This window comes from Limnobacter sp., from assembly GCF_043511195.1.
Taxonomy (GTDB): domain Bacteria; phylum Pseudomonadota; class Gammaproteobacteria; order Burkholderiales; family Burkholderiaceae_B; genus Limnobacter.
Map to the genome: position 1 here is coordinate 1194392 of NZ_CP121330.1, position 18778 is coordinate 1213169.

Annotated in this window: 17 protein-coding genes; 14 read left to right on the forward strand and 3 right to left on the reverse strand. The window is 52.9% G+C overall.

The genetic code is table 11. The features are described 5' to 3' along the window. Nucleotides 1–25 precede the first annotated feature (25 nt). From ftsW to lpxC, 9 genes are all read left to right on the forward strand, one after another. A complete protein-coding gene (gene ftsW, locus P0D43_RS05760; RefSeq protein ID WP_371717465.1) occupies nucleotides 26–1249 on the forward strand; it encodes a putative lipid II flippase FtsW in 1224 nt (407 codons plus the stop codon). Then, entirely contained in the window at nucleotides 1246–2319 is a 1074-nt protein-coding gene (murG, locus tag P0D43_RS05765) for an undecaprenyldiphospho-muramoylpentapeptide beta-N-acetylglucosaminyltransferase (protein ID WP_159572476.1), read from the forward strand. The genes ftsW and murG overlap by 4 nt, the downstream gene beginning before the upstream one ends. Continuing rightward, nucleotides 2316–3716 (forward strand): UDP-N-acetylmuramate--L-alanine ligase, encoded by a 1401-nt coding sequence (gene murC / locus P0D43_RS05770; RefSeq protein WP_341236563.1) that lies wholly within the window; start codon nucleotides 2316–2318, stop codon nucleotides 3714–3716. The genes murG and murC overlap by 4 nt, the downstream gene beginning before the upstream one ends. Then, complete coding sequence (locus P0D43_RS05775) at nucleotides 3713–4684, forward strand: D-alanine--D-alanine ligase (protein WP_159572478.1); 972 nt, start codon at nucleotides 3713–3715, stop codon at nucleotides 4682–4684. Before murC ends, P0D43_RS05775 begins: the two co-directional genes overlap by 4 nt. Continuing rightward, nucleotides 4685–5464 carry a cell division protein FtsQ/DivIB gene (locus P0D43_RS05780; RefSeq protein ID WP_159572480.1) on the forward strand — a complete coding sequence of 260 codons (780 nt, stop codon included), beginning with the start codon at nucleotides 4685–4687 and terminating at the stop codon, nucleotides 5462–5464. It abuts the gene before it with no gap. A 25-nt stretch (nucleotides 5465–5489) separates the two neighbouring features. Next, complete coding sequence (gene ftsA, locus P0D43_RS05785) at nucleotides 5490–6722, forward strand: cell division protein FtsA (protein ID WP_138519404.1); 1233 nt, start codon at nucleotides 5490–5492, stop codon at nucleotides 6720–6722. 64 nt (nucleotides 6723–6786) lie between these two features. Next, nucleotides 6787–7956: a cell division protein FtsZ gene (gene ftsZ, locus P0D43_RS05790; RefSeq protein WP_159572482.1), complete on the forward strand. Its 1170-nt coding sequence runs from the start codon at nucleotides 6787–6789 to the stop codon at nucleotides 7954–7956. 183 nt (nucleotides 7957–8139) lie between these two features. Beyond that, nucleotides 8140–8643, forward strand: coding sequence for a peroxiredoxin (locus P0D43_RS05795; protein ID WP_159572484.1), 504 nt, complete (start codon nucleotides 8140–8142; stop codon nucleotides 8641–8643). Nucleotides 8644–8789: 146 nt separating this feature from the next. Beyond that, nucleotides 8790–9710, forward strand: a complete 921-nt coding sequence (gene lpxC / locus P0D43_RS05800; protein ID WP_341236562.1) for a UDP-3-O-acyl-N-acetylglucosamine deacetylase — start codon at nucleotides 8790–8792, stop codon at nucleotides 9708–9710. A 65-nt stretch (nucleotides 9711–9775) separates the two neighbouring features. On the opposite strand, the gene P0D43_RS05805 is transcribed toward lpxC, so the two are convergent. Continuing rightward, nucleotides 9776–10183: a hypothetical protein gene (locus tag P0D43_RS05805; protein WP_159572488.1), complete on the reverse strand. Its 408-nt coding sequence runs from the start codon at nucleotides 10181–10183 to the stop codon at nucleotides 9776–9778. A gap of 112 nt (nucleotides 10184–10295) precedes the next feature. On the opposite strand from P0D43_RS05805, the gene P0D43_RS05810 reads away from it, so the two are divergent. From P0D43_RS05810 to P0D43_RS05830, 5 genes are all read left to right on the forward strand, one after another. Further along, nucleotides 10296–11273 carry a M23 family metallopeptidase gene (locus P0D43_RS05810; protein ID WP_159572490.1) on the forward strand — a complete coding sequence of 326 codons (978 nt, stop codon included), beginning with the start codon at nucleotides 10296–10298 and terminating at the stop codon, nucleotides 11271–11273. A gap of 100 nt (nucleotides 11274–11373) precedes the next feature. Further along, nucleotides 11374–14139 carry a preprotein translocase subunit SecA gene (gene secA / locus P0D43_RS05815; protein WP_394673491.1) on the forward strand — a complete coding sequence of 922 codons (2766 nt, stop codon included), beginning with the start codon at nucleotides 11374–11376 and terminating at the stop codon, nucleotides 14137–14139. Nucleotides 14140–14175: 36 nt separating this feature from the next. After that, nucleotides 14176–15405 carry a bifunctional glutamate N-acetyltransferase/amino-acid acetyltransferase ArgJ gene (gene argJ / locus P0D43_RS05820; RefSeq protein WP_341236560.1) on the forward strand — a complete coding sequence of 410 codons (1230 nt, stop codon included), beginning with the start codon at nucleotides 14176–14178 and terminating at the stop codon, nucleotides 15403–15405. Between the two features lie 13 nt (nucleotides 15406–15418). Then, nucleotides 15419–16285, forward strand: coding sequence for an ATP-binding protein (locus tag P0D43_RS05825; protein WP_159572496.1), 867 nt, complete (start codon nucleotides 15419–15421; stop codon nucleotides 16283–16285). Nucleotides 16286–16305: 20 nt separating this feature from the next. Continuing rightward, nucleotides 16306–17253 (forward strand): Nudix family hydrolase, encoded by a 948-nt coding sequence (locus P0D43_RS05830; protein WP_394673492.1) that lies wholly within the window; start codon nucleotides 16306–16308, stop codon nucleotides 17251–17253. Between the two features lie 9 nt (nucleotides 17254–17262). On the opposite strand, the gene zapD is transcribed toward P0D43_RS05830, so the two are convergent. Next, nucleotides 17263–18024 (reverse strand): cell division protein ZapD, encoded by a 762-nt coding sequence (gene zapD / locus P0D43_RS05835; protein WP_371717467.1) that lies wholly within the window; start codon nucleotides 18022–18024, stop codon nucleotides 17263–17265. Nucleotides 18025–18144: 120 nt separating this feature from the next. Continuing rightward, the gene (gene coaE, locus P0D43_RS05840) at nucleotides 18145–18771 is read right to left on the reverse strand and encodes a dephospho-CoA kinase (protein ID WP_341236559.1); all 627 of its coding nucleotides are present in this window, start codon (nucleotides 18769–18771) and stop codon (nucleotides 18145–18147) included. Nucleotides 18772–18778: the final 7 nt, after the last annotated feature.

Genomic DNA, 18778 nt, shown 5'->3' on the forward strand with positions numbered 1-18778 from the left:
GTGGGGCAAGAAAGACCAGAACAGCATGCAATTCAAAAGCCTGATTCCCGCCACGGCTGCGGGCGGTGGCATGTCGTCTTCGTCCATGTATCGGGTCAATCGTGGGTTCGCAGTATCCCAGGCCATTGATCAAGGATTGATCTGGGCTGTGTTGGCCTTGTTGTTTCTCGGCCTCGTGATGGTGTATTCAGCCACGGTGGCTTTGCCCGATTCCAACAAATACGCCAATTATCAAACCACTCACTTTTTGGTTCGACATGCCGTGTCCATTGCCGTCGCGTTTGCAGCGGCGTTCTGTGTATTTCAGATTCCGATGAAAACCTGGCAAGATCTGGCGCCACTGGTCTTTCTGTGCTGCATCGCATTGCTGGTACTCGTGTTGATTCCAGGCATTGGCAAGGAAGTAAATGGTGCAAGGCGTTGGCTGTCGTTGTATGTACTGAATATTCAGCCCTCTGAATTGATGAAAATGTGCGCGATTATTTACGCAGCCGATTACACCGTGCGCAAGCAGGCTTACATGCAGCGTTTTGGAAAGGTGTTGTTTCCCATGTTCATGGCCATGTTCCTGGTGGGCATGCTGCTCTTGCTTGAGCCTGACATGGGCGCCTTCATTGTGATTGTTACGGTGGTATTTGGAATTTTGTTTTTGGGGGGCATTAACGCCCGCGTATTTTTTGGCGTCCTCTTTGCCCTGAGTGGCGCATTCGCCATGTTGATTGCATTCAGCGATTATCGTCGTGCGCGTTTGTTGGCCTACCTCGATCCCTGGGAAGGCGACAACGCCTTGAATAAAGCGTATCAACTGTCGCACTCCCTCATTGCGTTCGGGCGGGGCGAAGTGCTTGGAGTCGGGCTGGGAGGCAGTGTGGAAAAACTGCATTATCTGCCAGAGGCACACACCGATTTTCTGCTCGCAGTGATCGGTGAAGAACTCGGATTTGTAGGTGTGACAATCGTCATTCTGCTGTTTATGTACATCGTTAAGCGATGCTTCGCGGTGGGTGCCCAAGCGATCGCACTGGAGCGCACGTTCTCTGGCTTGGTGGCCAAGGGTGTGGGTATCTGGATTGCTGTTCAGTGCTTTATCAATATGGGCGTGAACTTGGGCGTACTGCCGACCAAGGGATTGACATTGCCATTGATGAGTTACGGCGGTTCTGCAATCTTGGTGACCTGTGCGTCCCTGGCTCTTGTGCTTCGAATTGATCATGAAAACCGAACCATGATGCGGGGAGGTGCCGCATGAGCAAGGCGCAGAGATTGGCATTGATTGCTGCAGGTGGAACTGGTGGTCATATTTTTCCTGGCTTGAGTGTGGCTTCCGAATTGAAGGCGCGCGGCTGGCAGGTTCAGTGGGCTGGAAACCCCCAGGCCATGGAAGGTCGACTGGTGCCTGCGCACGGTGTTGAATTGAACACCTTGGTGTTCTCCGGCTTTCGCGGCAAGGGGCTTTTGCAACAGGTGTTGATGCCGCTGAAACTGCTCCGTGCTTTCTGGACTTCCGTGCAAATCCTTCGTCGAACCAAGCCGTCTGTGGTGTTGGGCATGGGCGGATACGTGGCCTTTCCACTGGGTATGATGGCCAGCCTGTTCAATATTCCATTGGTGGTGCATGAGCAGAACTCGGTGGCAGGCCTGACCAACAAAGTGTTGGCGAAACTGGCAGACCGCAATCTGGTTGCCTTTCCCTATGCCTTGCCCAACTCGAACTGGGTGGGTAACCCAGTGCGCGAAATGATCTACAGCCAGCCCGAGCCAGCTGCGCGTTTTAAGGGGCGCACAGGCCCACTTAAATTATTGGTGCTGGGTGGAAGTTTGGGTGCGCAAGCCTTGAACGATGTTGTACCCAAGGCCTTGGCTTTGCTGCCTGCTGATAATCGGCCCGAGGTGGTACACCAAGCCGGTGAAAAGAATTTACCCGCCTTGCGCGACAACTACGAGAAAGCCGGTGTGACTGCTCAGCAAGTTGCTTTTATTGATGATGTTGCAGGTGCCATGGCCCATGCGGATGTGGTTATTTGCAGGGCCGGTGCCATGACCGTGGCTGAAGTGGCTGCCATTGGTGTTGCTGCCCTGTTTGTTCCTTTTCCGCACGCGGTGGATGATCACCAAACGCACAATGCAGGTTTTCTGGTGAAAGAAAACGCCGCATGGTTGCGCCAGCAACATGAACTGGATGCCACCTGGCTGGCCAACTGGATGCAGCAAACCAGCCGGGGCGACTGCCAGGCGCAAGCGGAGCGAGCAAGGGCTCTTGCCAAACCACAAGCCACTCAAGAAGTGGCGGATTACATTGAACAGGTTGCGAAGGTATGAAACACAAAGTCAAACACGTGCACTTTGTTGGTATTGGCGGTTCTGGCATGAGCGGAATTGCCGAGGTATTGATCAACCTTGGATACAAGGTTAGTGGTTCAGATTTGTCCGATTCAGCCGTCACTCAACGACTGGCCAAATTGGGTGCCAAGGTATTCACCGGGCATGAACGCGAAAACATTGCTGGTGCAGATGCAGTAGTCACCTCTACAGCCGTGGGCGGCAGCAACCCGGAAGTATTGGCCGCGCGCGCCGCGCGAGTGCCTGTAGTACCCCGGGCCGTGATGCTGGCGGAATTGATGCGCTTGAAACAGGGCATTGCTGTTGCAGGAACGCACGGTAAAACCACCACCACCAGTTTGGTGGCCAGTATTTTGGCTGAAGGCAAGCTTGACCCCACCTTTGTGATTGGTGGGCGTTTGAACTCGGCGGGTGCCAATGCCAAATTGGGTACAGGCGAATTCATGGTGGTTGAAGCCGACGAATCGGATGCCTCGTTTTTGAACTTGATGCCTGTGATCGCAGTGATTACCAACATTGATGCAGACCACATGGAAACCTATGGGCACGACTTCGCACGTCTGAAGCAAGCCTTCGTCGAGTTCACTCAGCGTTTGCCTTTTTATGGTGTGGCGGCGGTGTGTGTCGATGACCCTTGCGTACGCGAAATCATGCCGTTTGTCTCCAAGACCATCGTGACTTATGGGCTGTCGGAGCAGGCGCAAATTCGGGCGGTGAACGTACAAGCCTGCCAGGGGCAAATGAAGTTTACGGTGCTACGTGAAGATGAGGCGCCGCTCGACATTACATTGAATTTGCCTGGCGACCACAACGTGCGCAATTCGCTCGCTGCAATCGCTGTGGCCACGGAAATTGGTGTTTCCGATGAAGCAATTGTCGCTGCCCTGGAAAAATTCAATGGGGTTGGCCGTCGCTTTCAGCATTACGGCGAAGTGGCCGCCAAAGAGGGAGGCCACTTCCTGATGGTCGACGACTATGGTCATCACCCCGTTGAAATGGCTGCTACACTCGCGGCCGCGCGTGGTGCCTACCCTGACAAGCGCTTGGTGCTTGCCTTCCAGCCTCACCGATACACACGTACTCGCGATTGTTTCGAGGACTTCGTAAAAGTGTTGGGCACACCCGACCTCGTGATTTTGTCCGAGGTTTATTCCGCCGGTGAAGCACCGATTGTTGCTGCAGATGGTCGATCACTGGCCCGTGCCGTGCGTGTAGCCGGACGAACTGAACCCGTATTTGTAGAAGACATGAATGAGATGGAAAGTACGATTTTGAATATTGCCCGAGATGGCGATTTGGTGATCACCATGGGCGCTGGCTCAATCGGCGCCTTGCCCAGCCGTTTGGTGGCCAACGCTCAAGGAGGCAAACCATGAGTGCTCGCGTGGATGCAAAAAGTCTGGGGAAAGTCGTGGTGCTGTTTGGGGGCCGCTCGGCTGAACGGGAAGTGTCGCTGAAGTCGGGCAGCATGGTGTTGGCCGCCTTGCAGCGCAACGGCGTCGATGCGCATGGTTTTGACCCTGCTGAACGCAGCATGGTGGAACTGGCGCAGGGTGGATTTGATCGCGCGGTGATTTCCCTGCACGGCCGTTTCGGTGAAGACGGCACAATTCAAGGCGTGCTGGAGTGGTTGAACATTCCATACACCGGTAGTGGTGTCACTGCATCGGCTTTGTCCATGGACAAAATCCTGACCAAAGCAGCATGGATCAGCCAAGGCTTGGCTACACCTGATTACGTTCGCCTTGAGCCTGGCTTCAATGTGAATGAAGTGGTGCAACGCTTGGGCTTGCCCTTGATTGTAAAACCAGCGCAGGAAGGTTCAACCCTGGGTTTGACCAAAGTAAAAACAGCAGATCAACTTCAAGCCGCCTTTGAGCTGGCTTACAAGTACGACCCGAATGTGCTTGCCGAGAAGTTTGTGAGCGGGCAAGAGTTGACCGTTCCTGTGATGGGCGAAGGTGCTGGTGCGCATGCGCTACCCGTGATTCGCATTCAGGCCCCCGATGGCAACTACGACTACCACAACAAATACATTGGCAACGAAACCAAGTATTTCTGTCCGAGTGGGCTGGATGCCGCTTTTGAATTGGAAGTACAAGCCCTTTGTGTAAAGGCATACCAAGTGTTGGGCTGTGCAGGCTGGGGCCGTGCAGATGTATTGGTTGATGAAAGTGGAAAGCCTTGGTTGCTGGAGATGAATACATCGCCAGGCATGACGGACCACTCACTGGTGCCCATGAGCGCACGAGCCAGCGGTGTGGAGTACGACGATCTTGTGATGCAAATTGCCGCCAGTGCGCGATTGAAAGCATCTGGATTGAACGTGGGGGGTACACGCTAAATGCTGGGCGCCATCTGGAACGACGACAAACTCATGAGCATTATTGCCGGGCTGTTCTCAGCGCTGGCTTTGGTGTTGCTGGGCTACGCGTGTATTCAGTGGTTAATACAGCGCCCGGTATTCGAGCTAAAGCGTGTCGAGTTGATGGGTGACGTAGAGCGCGTGAACTTGATCGGATTCAAGGCCAATGTGTTGCCGAAAATTGAAGGTACTTTTTTCTCGGCCAATTTGCAAAAAGTGCGTGAACAAGTCGAGGCTCAGCCATGGGTTCGCAAGGCAGTTGTGCAGCGTACCTGGCCCAGTGGTTTGCGCATACAAATTCAAGGCCACACGCCACTTGCTTTGTGGGGTGAAACACGACTGGTCAACACCTATGGTGAAGTGTTCTCCGCCAACCTGGCCGAGGTGGCGGAAGACCAGCAGCTGGCTGTGTTGAATGGGCCTGCAGGTAGCGAATTACTCGTCTCCAAAATGTATGTGTCAAGTATCGAAAAACTGAAAACGCTGGGCATGTGGCCTTCACGTGTGGAGTTATCCGATCGTTATGCCTGGTCAATAGAAACCGACACTGGCATCACCATCGAACTGGGGCGAGCCCAAGAGAATTTCAGCATTGAACAGAAATTGGATCGACTGCTGGCGGTTTATCCAAAAATTACAAGCCAGGTGATGGCCGCAGTGGAAAGAATCGATCTGCGCTATCCAAGGGGTGTTGCAGTAAAGGGCGAGCGTTTGGCGGTTTCAAAACCCGCAGGCGCTTCAAGCGTGAAATTGAACTGAATTTGAAATACTGAAACTAGGCACCATGAACAAAGAGCCAAAAGATTTGATAGTTGGGCTGGACATTGGCACTGCGAAAGTTGTGGCCATGGTTGCGGAGCTGTTGCCAGATGGCCGCTTCGAAGTCATTGGCGTGGCGCAACATGAATCGCGAGGATTGAAAAAAGGTGTGGTGGTCAATATTGAGTCCACCGTGCATTCCATTCAACAGGCTTTGGAAGAAGCCGAGTTGATGGCGGATTGCAAAATTAAAACTGTGCTCACAGGAATTGCGGGTAGTCACATTCGCAGTTTCAACTCGTCGGGCATGGTTGCGATTAAAGAACGCGAAGTGACCCAGGCTGATGTGGCGCGCGTCATTGAAACCGCCAAGGCAGTGAACATTCCAACCGATCAGCAAATTCTGCATGTGTTGCCACAGGAATTTATTGTCGACGGGCAAGAGGATGTGCGCGAGCCACTGGGCATGAGTGGCGTTCGGCTGGAAACCCGAGTGCACATTGTGACGGGGGCAGTGTCTGCTGCACAAAACATCGTGAAGTGTGTTCGCCGCTGCGGCCTTGAGGTGCAAGACCTGATGCTGCAACCGCTGGCCTCCAGCATGGCTGTGTTGACCGAAGATGAAAAAGAATTGGGCGTGGTGCTGATTGATATTGGCGGTGGTACCACCGACATCGCGGTGTTCACTGGCGGCGCAATTCGCCACACAGCAGTCATTCCAATTGCGGGCGATCAAATCACCAATGACATTGCAATGGCACTGCGCACACCCACACCCGATGCAGAAGAAATCAAGATTCGCCATGGTGTGGCCAAGCAAGTGCTGGCCGACCCACACGCCAAAATTGATGTACCCGGTATTGGCGAGCGTGATCCACGAACTTTATCAAAACAAGCGCTGGCTGCTGTCATCGAACCGCGTCTTGAAGAGTTGTTCTTGATGGTGCAGCAAGTGTTGCGTGAATCGGGTTACGAAGAATTGTTGTCCTCTGGTGTTGTGTTGACCGGTGGCACCAGTTTGATGCCTGGTATTGCAGAACTTGGTGAAGATATTTTCATGAAGCCCGTGCGTATTGGCGTGCCCGATTACGCAGGTGGTTTGGCTGACATGGTTCGCACACCACGTTTTGCAACAGCCATGGGTTTGCTCCACGAGGCACGCGCGCAGCATTTGCGTGGTCGCCGTGTGGCGTCACAAGGCGGTGGCTTGAAGCAGACAGTACAGAAAATGAAAGAGTGGTTTTTAGGTAATTTTTAATCGTAGTTTTTAACTTTAATTTTTTCGGCGATGTTCAATTTTTGCTAGATAGGAGGCAAACACCATGTCATTTGAAATTCTCGAGACAGAAACTCAAGGGACTGTCATTAAGGTTGTAGGTGTAGGCGGCGCAGGCGGTAACGCGGTGGCCCACATGATTGCGCAAGGCGTACAAAACGTCGAATTCATTTGCGCCAACACCGATGCACAGGCCTTGGCCAAAACCAAAGCCAATGTGCTCATTCAGCTGGGTAAAACTGGTTTGGGTGCGGGCGCAAAACCCGAGGCTGGCCGTCAGGCTGCTGAAGAAGACCGTGACCGCATTCGCGATGCACTGCGTGGCGCGCACATGGTGTTCATCACGGCAGGCATGGGCGGTGGTACAGGTACTGGTGCTGCACCTGTGGTTGCTGAGGTAGCTCAGGAGCTGGGTATTCTGACGGTGGCTGTTGTGACCAAGCCTTTTGAGTTTGAAGGCAACAAGCGTTGCAAGGCCGCAGAAGAAGGTCTTGAAAAGCTGTCCAGCAAAGTGAATTCACTGATTATTGTGCTGAACGAAAAGCTACTCGAAGTGGTTGGCGACGATGCCACACAAGAAGACTGCTTTATTGCAGCCGACGATGTGTTGCACAACGCCTGCGCGGGTATTGCTGAAATCATCAACGTAGAAGGCAACGTGAACGTCGACTTCGAAGATGTGAAAACCATCATGTCGGAAGTGGGTAAGGCCATGATGGGTACAGCCACCGCCAACGGCCCTGAGCGCGCGCGTGAAGCGGCTGAGCAAGCCATTGCATCGCCATTGCTGGAAGGTGTCGATTTGTCGGGAGCTCGTGGCGTGTTGGTCAACATCACTTCAAGCAAGAGCCTTAAGCTGAAAGAAACCAAGGAAGTCATGAACATCATTCGTGCCTATGCTGCGGAAGATGCAACGGTGATTTTCGGTACCGCCTACGATGAAACCATGGGTGACGATTTGCGTGTCACAGTGGTTGCTACAGGTTTGGGCCGCAAGGTGGCCAAGCCGACTTTGGTGCAGGCCGAGCAGTATCAACCCATGGCACGCACCGGTACGTTTGATGCGGTCAGCGGTCAGCAAGGTGAAACGGATTACGCCATACCGGCTGTGTTCCGCAATCCGCGCGACAACGCTGCATCACGTGTACAAGCTTTGCAGGACAGTGGCATGGACCGGTTTGATATTCCCGCATTTTTGCGCCGTCAAGCGGACTAAACGCGGCACAGTATTCAACGCAAGCGATCAGTTTTTCGAGAACATTTTCGGAAAGTGAATGTCCTATCAACACCCTCGGTAGTTCGCGGGTGAAGTTTGCAGTTTTGCCGAAGACTGCAAATCCGCGATCTACTCAGGGTCGCTTGTGTGGTGTATTTTTGAGGTTTTAGGAGAAGCATTAAAATGACAATCAAGATCGGTGACAAACTGCCCAACGCAACGGTGTATGAGTTTTTCCACGAGGAAACCGAAGGGTGTGCTTTAGGACCCAACAAATTTGAAGTGGAAAAAGAGTTGGCCGGTAAAACGGTTGCGATTCTCGCTTTGCCCGGCGCTTACACGCCAACCTGTTCTGCGAAGCATGTGCCTGGTTTTATCCAGAATTTCGACGCATTCAAAGCAAAGGGCGTTGATGAAATTTGGTGCATTTCCGTGAACGACGCGTTTGTGATGGGCATGTGGGGCAAGTCCATGGGTGCAGAAGGCAAAGTACGCATGTTGGCCGACGGATCTGCTGAACTCACCAAGAAAATTGGCCTGGAGCTGGACCTGACTGCTCGCGGCATGGGAATTCGATCCAATCGCTATTCCATGCTGGTAAAAGATGGCGTGGTAACCCAATTCAATCTGGAAGCACCCGGTGTTTTCGAGAACAGTACTGCTGAAAAGCTGTTGTCGCAAATTTAAGAAATAACTGTAGAAACGGGGTAAATCGTGCAATTTTGCGACACTTTTACTCCTTTTTAACCCTAATTGGAGTTTGACCTCCATAAAAAATCTTGGGTTGACCTAAACGGGTGGTTACACTTCCGTGACAATTCAAGGAAAGTTGAGTGAAACAGAGAACCTTAAAACAAGTGTTGAGCGCCACGGGAATCGGCTTGCATTCTGGCAAGCGGGTGACCATGACGCTGCGACCTGCGCCGCCTGACACGGGTATTGTGTTCAGGCGCGTTGATCTGCCAGAGCCCGTGGACTTCCCGGTTAATGCCCTGGCGATTGGCGACACGCGCATGGCCTCCACGCTTGAAAAGGACGGCGCCAAGGTTTCAACCATCGAGCATTTGATGTCCGCCCTGTGTGGTTTGGGCGTTGATAACGCCTACATTGATCTCACGGCGGTTGAAGTGCCCATTATGGATGGCAGTGCCATTTCGTTTGTTTTTCTCATTCAGCAAGCCGGATTGGTTGAACAGTCCGCCTTGAAAAAATTCATCCGTGTGAAGAAAGCCGTGGAAGTGCGGGAAGGCGAGGGCGCAAGCCTGAAATATGCCAGCTTGACGCCCTACGATGGTTTCCGCCTGAAATTTGAAATTGATTTTGGTCACCCCGCGATCGATAAAACCGGGCAAATGGTTGAAATCGACTTCTCCAGCACATCATTTACCCGGGACATCGCTCGGGCGCGAACCTTTGGTTTCACACAAGACGTCGAAACCTTGCGTAATCTTGGCCTGGCCCTTGGGGGTAATTTGGACAACGCGATTGTGATGGACGAATACCGCATCTTGAATTCGGACGGTTTGCGTTACGACGACGAGTTCGTGAAACACAAGGTATTGGACGCAATCGGCGATCTCTATGTGATTGGGCACCCCATTATCGGCGAGTACCAGGCGTATCGATCCGGCCATGGTCTAAACAATCAGTTGATTCGAGCCCTGATTAAAGACCCCTCTGCGTTTGAAGTGGTGACCTTCGAAAGTGTCAGGGAAACACCTACTGTATTTAGGGCAGATTGGGCAGTTGCCTAAATGTCCGAATGTAAAATAGTATTAATCTCAACAAAATCTGGTGGTTTTGGGATACATTCCAGAAATTACTTGAATTTGTGATGTTTGTTCAGTGCTTGAGTAGCCGCTTTCAAAGGCGAATCCCCAAGCCGGTTTTCAAGGTCTAGCCACGCTTTTCTAGCGGCATCCGAGAAAACAGCCCTTTTTGGGCGACGCTCCAACTGCTTCGATGTCAAAGGGTTGGTTTGTATTTGAAGCTGAATTTCGTTTATATTCATGCCCGAGCCCTGCAGATGCTGAATCAGGCTGGGTAAGGATTGCCTCAGGCGCGTCAGCGCCGCCGGGGTCGACACGAAAATTTTTAGTTTGTCTTTTTTGATTGGTCCAACACTGAAGGTCACGCCACGAAGCGTGGGCCAAGTGTGAATAATCTTCTCAAGTCGACGCGATTGCGCCGCTTGGGTGATTAACGAGCTTGTTTGTGGTTCCTGCATCAGGCTTGCCAAGGGAGATAATGCGGAATGCTTTGGTTTCACCGGGTGTTCTCACTAAAACCCGTTAAAAACGGGTGAATTCGGTTCGCTACGCGGATTGAGGAGGTTATACATGCAGTTAATTCTTATGCGGGGTCCTTTCTCTCGCACCAGTGTACTCAGTATAAAGACCAGCCACGTTGCTTTGTTGCTTGTTTTGCTGGTTATGTTGGCGGGGTCGTTCATGGCCGCCGGCCTGTATTTGGCTGCGCGCTTCGGCGAAAGTATTCCCGTCGTTCAAGACATTGTATACACGCGCCAATTGGCCAAGCACCATGATGTGGCGGATACCGGAAGCCCGCTTGATGCCATGGCCATTCGCCTCGCCGAGATGCGAGCCCAACTTGCGCGCCTGGATGCTGTTAGCGTTCGATTGTTGAAGTCCAATGGACTTGACACCAAGGTGACCCTCACAGAGCAACTGGGCCAGGGTGGTCTGCAGCAAAAAGATGAAAAGTCGTTGAATTACCGGGAGGTTAAAACAGCCATTTCAGATGTTGCCAGCCAAATTGAACGACAGGCCGATGTATTCAGCATTATTGATACGGACCTTCAGACTGCCCGCGTAAAATTCCTCAGTGTTCCCAATGAATCCCCGCTCACCGACACCATCGCTGTCAGTAACTTTGGTAACCGGATTGATCCTTTCACCGGGCGCCGCTCTACCCACGAAGGCATTGATTTCATTGCCCCGACCGGAACGCCCATTCTGGCTGCTGCTGCCGGTGTAGTGGTCGAAGCCAAATGGCATCCGGGTTACGGCAACATGGTAGAAATTGAACACAACAACAAAACTACCACCCGTTATGCCCACGCTTCCAAGCTGTTGGTCAAGCCCGGAGACATCGTGCGACTTGGGCAAAAAATTGCGTTGGTTGGCAGTACAGGCCGATCTACAGGCCCCCACCTGCACTTTGAGGTGCGTGTCGATGGGGTACCTCAAAATCCGAATAAGTTTCTTGAAAAGAATGGCCTTCCCCGTCCTGGCCCTTCAACTGTTGCCGCCTTGAACGGCTTATTCTCGGAAAGCGCTGCAGGCCCGCTGGACTAAGCTTCGCGTGCTAAACTTCTAGGCTGTTTTTGGAATCGACCGGACCCAAAACCCGGTCGATTGACTTTCTGGCCCCCAAAGGGTCGAACCAGCCGACATTATGATCACAGACACTCTGAAAAAGCTTTTTGGCAGCCGCAATGAACGGTTGTTGAAAACCTACCGTAAAACCGTCAACCAAATCAATGCACTAGAGCCAACCGTTCAGGCTTTGAGCGACGAGGCCTTGCGCGCAAAAACTGCCGAATTCAAAGAGCGCCTGGCCAAGGGCGATGCGCTGGAGAGCCTGTTGCCTGAAGCCTTCGCCGTTGTGCGCGAAGCCAGCGTGCGGGTGCTCGGCATGCGCCACTTCGATGTGCAGCTGATCGGCGGTATGGCCCTGCATCAAGGCAAAATTTCAGAAATGCGCACCGGTGAGGGTAAAACACTGGTGGCGACCTTGCCAGCCTACCTCAACGCGCTGGAGGGCAAAGGTGTTCACGTGATCACCGTGAACGATTACCTGGCCTCTCGCGATGCTGCCTGGCTGGGCAAGCTGTACGGCTTTCTGGGCTTGAGCGTGGGTTGCAACCTGTCAAGAATGCCGCATGACCAAAAGCAGACTGCATACGCATCGGACATCACCTACGGTACCAACAACGAATTCGGTTTTGATTACCTGCGCGACAACATGGTCTACAGCGTTGGCGAGCGTGTGCAGCGTGGGCTGAACTACGCGATCGTCGACGAGGTCGATTCAATTTTGATCGATGAGGCTCGCACGCCCTTGATCATCTCGGGCCCAGCCGATGATCACACCGAGATGTACCGCAAGCTGGACGGCTTGCCGAAGCAATTGGTGCGCATGCAAAGCGAACAAAAGCCTGGCGAAGAGGAAGTGCCGGGTGACTTTTATGTCGATGAGAAAGGTCACCAAATCCAGGTGAGCGAGACGGGCCACGAGAAGGCTGAGCAAATTCTGACCCAGATGGGATTGTTGCCAGAAGGTGCCAGCCTTTACGATGCGGCCAATATTTCATTGATGCACCATGTGATGGCTGCGTTGCGAGCTCACAATCTGTTCCACAAAGACCAGCACTATGTGGTCCAGAACGGCGAAGTAATCATCGTTGACGAATTCACCGGCCGCTTGATGCCAGGTCGCCGTTGGTCCGACGGCTTGCACCAGGCCGTGGAAGCCAAGGAAGGCGTTCGTATTCAGGCCGAGAACCAAACGCTGGCCTCAATCACGTTCCAGAATTACTTCCGCATGTACAAGAAGCTGTCTGGTATGACCGGGACAGCCGACACAGAAGCGTTTGAATTCCAGTCCATTTACGGCCTGGAAACTGTACTGATTCCAACACACCGCCCTATTCAGCGCAAAGATTCACAAGACAAAATCTACAAAAGCGCCCGTGAAAAATACAACGCAATTCTTGAAGACATCAAGGACTGCTACGAGCGTGGCCAACCTGTGTTGGTGGGTACCACCTCCATCGAGAATTCCGAGCTGATCGCCAGTTTCCTCGAAAAAGAGAAGTTGCCCCACAATGTGCTGAATGCCAAGCAACACGAGCGAGAGGCCGAGATTGTGGCCCAGGCAGGGCGCCCCAAAGCCATTACCATTGCAACCAACATGGCTGGTCGTGGTACCGACATTGTGCTGGGCGGTAACCTGGAACGTGAGCTTGCAGGCATTGAAAACAATCCCGAAATTGACGAGGCCGCCAAGCCTGCCTTGATCGAGAAATCACGCGCCGAATGGAAGCTTCGCAATGAATCCGTGTTGACCTCGGGCGGCTTGCATATTATTGGTTGCGAGCGCCACGAAAGCCGTCGAATTGACAACCAGTTGCGTGGTCGTGCCGGTCGCCAGGGCGACGCCGGTTCTTCGCGTTTTTACTTGTCGATGGAAGATCAGTTGCTGCGTATTTTTGCGGGTGACCGCGTACGCGCCATCATGGAACGACTGAAGCTGCCAGAAGGTGAAGCGATTGAAGCGGGCATTGTGTCCCGTTCCATTGAGTCGGCCCAACGCAAAGTTGAAGGCCGCAACTTCGATATTCGCAAGCAATTGCTCGAATATGACGATGTCTCGAATGAGCAGCGCAAGATCATTTATACGCAGCGCAATGAAATTCTGGAATCTGCTGAAATTCGCGAAACCATTGGCAACCTGCGCCACGGCGCTTTGGAAGCAGTCTTCCGCGAGTACATCCCTGAAGAGTCCGTAGAAGAGCAATGGGATCTGGAAGGCTTGGAGACCGTGCTGCGCAATGAGTATCACCTGGAAGCCACCTTGCGCAAATGGCTGGAAGAGGATGCGAAAAGCTCGGATGAAGACTTCCTGAAGCGAATTCTTCAAATGGCCGATGAAATTTACGAAGCCAAAGTTCAGTTGGTCGGCGTGGATTCCTTTGCCAAGTTTGAAAAAACATTGTTGTTGCAAAGCATTGATACGCATTGGCGCGAACATTTGGCTGCACTGGATTACCTGCGTCAGGGTATTCATTTGCGTGGCTATGCCCAGAAAAACCCTAAACAGGAATACAAGCGTGAAGCCTTCGAGTTGTTTGGTGCTTTGCTGAATCGCGTACGCGATGAAGTGGCCAAAGTGCTGCTCACCGTGCGTGTTCAATCCGCCGAACAGGTTCAGCAGGCTGAGCAGCAGTTGGAGCAGCAAGCTTCGTCCCATTTGGACAAGGTTCAGTATCAGCACGCCGAACTAACAAGCGATGATGAGGATGCCTCGGCAGGTGATGAACAGGGGGCAGCAGCTCCCGCCAACGTGCCACGCCGCGTGAGTGAAAAAGTGGGCCGCAACGACCCTTGCCCGTGTGGTTCAGGCAGGAAGTACAAGCAGTGCCACGGAAAAATTGCCTAATTGTATTGAAGTCAACGTGCCAGGGAGCCGACCGCCATGCCCGTGAATTTGAATGTACCCTTAGCTGAATCACTGTTCCCCGTTGCCGGGCTGGACATGGGTTATGCCATGGCCCAAATTCGCAAGCCCAACCGAAAGGATGTGTTGGTCGTGCGTGTGGCCGAAGGCAGCAGCGTGGCGGGGGTGTTTACAAAAAACCGTTTTTGCGCAGCTCCTGTGCAGGTGTGCCAAGCCAATTTGAAGGCTGGCAAAGGCATTCGTGCCCTGGTGGTGAACACCGGCTGTGCCAATGCAGGCACGGGTGAACGTGGATTGGCTGATGCGCGTGCAACCACTGCCAAAGTGGCTGAATTGCTGGGTGTGCAACCCGAGCAGGTGTTGGTGTTTTCAACCGGGGTTATTCTTGAAAACTTGCCGATGGACCGTTTGCTGCTGGGCATTGATCAAGCCGTTGCCGGTTTGGGCAAAGCCGATTGGCTGGATGCAGCTACAGCCATTATGACCACCGACACATTGCCCAAGGCAAGCAGCCGCAAATTGAAAGTGGGTTCCGGTGAAATTTCAATCACCGGTGTGTCCAAAGGGGCTGGCATGATCCGCCCCAATATGGCGACCATGCTGGGCTATTTGGCCACCGATGCGACCGTTGCACAGCCTGTGCTGGAAAAGTGGACCACTGCGATGGCAGATGCCTCGTTCAATCGAATTACGATCGATGGCGACACATCAACGAACGACAGTTTTGTGGTCATTGCCACGGGTAAAAGCAAGGCAGTGAATATTCAAACCGGTAATGAGCCTGAAGCCGCAGCCGTGTTCGAAGCATTAAAAGCTGAATCGATCAAGCTGGCCCAGGCGATTGTGCGCGATGGTGAAGGCGCCACCAAATTCATTACGGTGAAGGTGGAGCAGGCCGGTAACGAAGACGAAGCCTTGAAAGTGGCCTATGCAATTGGCCATTCGCCCTTGGTGAAAACCGCATTCTTTGCATCGGACCCCAACCTTGGTCGCATTTTGGCAGCGGTAGGGTATGCAGGCATTGATGATCTGGATCAAACCAAAATTCAACTTTATTTGGGCGATGTGTATGTGGCCCAAAATGGCGGTCGCCATCCGGACTACCGGGAAGAGCAAGGCCAGGCCGTGATGAACGACGCTGAAATTACCGTGCGTGTTCAGTTGGGGCGTGGCGATGCCAGTACCACGGTGTGGACCACCGATTTTTCGCATGAGTACGTCACCATCAATGCGGACTATCGCAGTTAAGCGCGGCTGAACCATGAGCACCCAACACAACGATAGCAAGGCCATTCTTGAGCAACTTGGCCGAATCGCCCAGGCCTTGGAACAGGGGGTGATGAAAGCCCCGAATAACTGGAATGCCTCCACGGCATTCCGCTTGCACCACAGGGCTGGTCAATTGCGCCTTGAGCCTGTAAAAACAGTCGAGTCGTTGGATGCCGCTGTGCTCAAGAATATTGGCCCGCAGCTAGAAAAGGTCGACCAGAACACCCATCAGTTTGTGAAAGGCCTGCCCGCCAACAATGTGTTGTTGACTGGTGCGCGTGGCACAGGCAAATCCAGTTTGGTGCGTGCCATGTTGAGCCGCTATGCACCACAGGGTTTGCGGCTGATCGAAGTGGACAAGTCTGATCTACTGTTTTTGCAAGACGTGGTGGATTTGGTCAATGGCCGGCCTGAACGCTTCATTGTGTTTTGCGACGATCTTTCTTTCGAGGAAGGTGAGGCTGGTTACAAAGCATTGAAAAGCGTGCTGGACGGTTCGATTGCCGGTACTTCCGACAACGTACTGATCTACGCCACGTCCAACCGCCGCCATTTGCTGCCGCAAATGATGAAAGACAACCTTCAAACCCAACACTTGGACAACGGCGAAATTCGCCCAGCCGAGGGCATTGAAGAAAAGGTTTCTTTGTCCGACCGTTTTGGTGTGTGGGTTTCATTTCATGCGTTCAACCAGGATGAATACCTGGCGGCTGTGCAAGTGTGGCTGGAGCATTTCAACATGCCATACACCGACGAAGCTCGTCATATCGCGCTTCGCTGGACCATTGAGCGCGGCAGCCGCAGCGGTCGCCTAGCTTACCAGTTTGCCAAGCACTGGGCAGGCTCCAAAGGTTTGTGAGCCGAGTTGAGGGTACGCACTTGAAACCCAGAATCGACGTTGCTGTGGCCGTGGTCTTCAATGCCAAAGACCAGGTGCTGTGGGGTTGTCGGCCAGAAGGAAAGCCTTATGCCGGTTACTGGGAGTTCCCCGGCGGCAAGGTTGAGCCTGATGAAACAGTGTGGCAAGCCCTTGTACGTGAGTTAAAGGAAGAACTGGACATCACCGCGAAGGAAGGTGGCCCGTGGTTCCGCATTGAACACGATTACGAGCACGCCAATGTGCGTTTGCATTTGTACCGCGTGTGGCGTTTTGAAGGCACACCCAAATCGCTTGAGCAGCAGCAATTCACTTGGGCCAGCCTTGACAGTTCAGATCTTTCCCCGATTTTGCCTGCGACCGAACCCCTTTTGCCTAAATTGGCTCAGCCCACGGCAATGGCGTTGAGCAATTACGAGGCTGGGTTCGAGGCCTGTGTCAAACGGTTGGAACAAGCCTTGAGCGTCAACAGGGTGCCAGTTTATGTTCAATTTCGAGAGAAGCAGCTGAACGGGGATGTTCTGATTCAGGCATTCGAACACTGTTACAGCCTGTGTCAGAAAACCGGGCAGGCGATGCTGTTGAATTCCGATACCTGGTTAAACCTCCGAGAACATCTGGATAACTTGCCATGCCCGCTGCATTTGACGCAAGCGCATTTGCTGTCCGGTCAGTTTCACGATTTGCAATGTGCCGGTGCGTCTGTGCATGATGCAGACAGTCTGCGAATTGCCTTCGATCGTGGCTTGAGTTACGCCGTGTTGGGTGCGGTGAAGCAAACCGCTTCGCATCCCGGGCAGCCTGGTTTAGGCTGGGCACAATTTCTTGAAATGGCTCAAGCTGCGCGTTTGCCGGTGTTTGCAATTGGTGGTTTGGGTTGGGAAGATATGTGCGACGCCCGTTTGCACGGCGCTCACGGTATTGCCATGCTAAGTCAGTTCAAGGCTTAGGGCTTGGCATTACAAATTACACAGTCTGATTTTGAGTTCGATCGGTTCCAGGTAGGGGTTGTTTTTGCTGACCCCGTTGGCGTTCGGAATATTGAAGCGAATCCACAGCATGTATTTGTTGGCGCTGAACTCGGGCACAACTTCAAGCTCGCTAGGTAAATCAACCCGTAACAGCTGAAATGTTTTGCCGCTCATTTGCTGCGTGTAGTTTCCTTGCTCGGCCGTGACCGCACTCATTTCACCGCTGTGGCGCAGTATTTTCAATACCAACTCAATAGCTTTGGCCAGGGGGCGCATGGGTTCAAACCAAGCCTCCATGTCGACTCGGCGTGCCTGGGCAGATCGGGATTGCCAGCGGTGGTAGCCAGGCAAATCAAATTCGCAAACACCGCCTGGTATGGAGCAACGGCTGCGAATAATCATGAGGAACTCGTTGTCACGCAGGTGATAGCCAAGCCTGCCATTGCATTGGTTTAGCTGAGTCGCGGTTGAATCAATACTCGCGAGCGTTTCTTCGAGCATGTTGCGGTCAACACCTGGGTGGCCACGAAATTGCACCAGCGATGCGCGTTGCCGGTCAAGTTCTTGAAGCAAATCGCTTTTCAAGTCGGCTCTTGAGCCTACTTCAATGATTTCAAACAGGGTGAGCAGCGCGGTGTGATGGTCCAGGCGATGGTCTTGAGACATGAAAAAGCCAAACTTGGCGAATAGATCTTCAAGGCGCAACAGCGTGCGAATTCTCTCGTTGAGTGGAAACTCGTAAGTGGTGATTTGAGTGACCTGATTGGTGGTATGTTGTTCGTCTGTAACTTGAGTCACCGAGCCATCGCAATTAAAAGGAACATCAGGTGTGATTGTGGCGCACCTGTGGTTTTCATGCAAATAGCAAGGTCACTTTTGCGCTTTTTTTATTAATTTTTGGTGCATAAAGTCGATTTTTTCGATCAATTCGGGTAGCTCGCCTTTGTTTTCGATCACCTGCGTTGCTCCCGCCAGTCGTGTCTCTCGTGTGGCCTGGTTTTGCATGACCGCGCGCACCTGAGCTTCCGGCCAGCCATTGCGTTGAATGACGCGTTGAACTTGTTTCTCTACAGGGCAGTCCACCACGACAATTTCGTCCATTAGCTCACCCCAGCCGCCTTTCTCAAACAGCAGTGGCACCACCAGTACAAAGTACATGGGGGCACCCGCGTCGAGTTGTTGTTGAACAAGCTGGCGAATTTTTGGGTGAAGAATTTTTTCAAGCGCCTGGCGCTTTTCTGGTTCTTTGAACACCAATGCCCGCATGTGGTCTCGGTTCATGCTGCCATCGGGACGCAGGGCCTCGTTGCCAAATGCGCGTTGTATGTCGGGTATGGCCAGTCCCCCCGTTTTTGTCAGGCTGTGGGCGATTTCATCGGTGTCGATGACCGTGGCCCCCAGTGCTTGAAGCCGGTCGGAAACCGCTGTTTTCCCTGAACCGATTCCACCTGTCAGGCCAACTACCAGTTGTTTGGGTTTTTTTAAGGCGATGTGCATGGTTTGC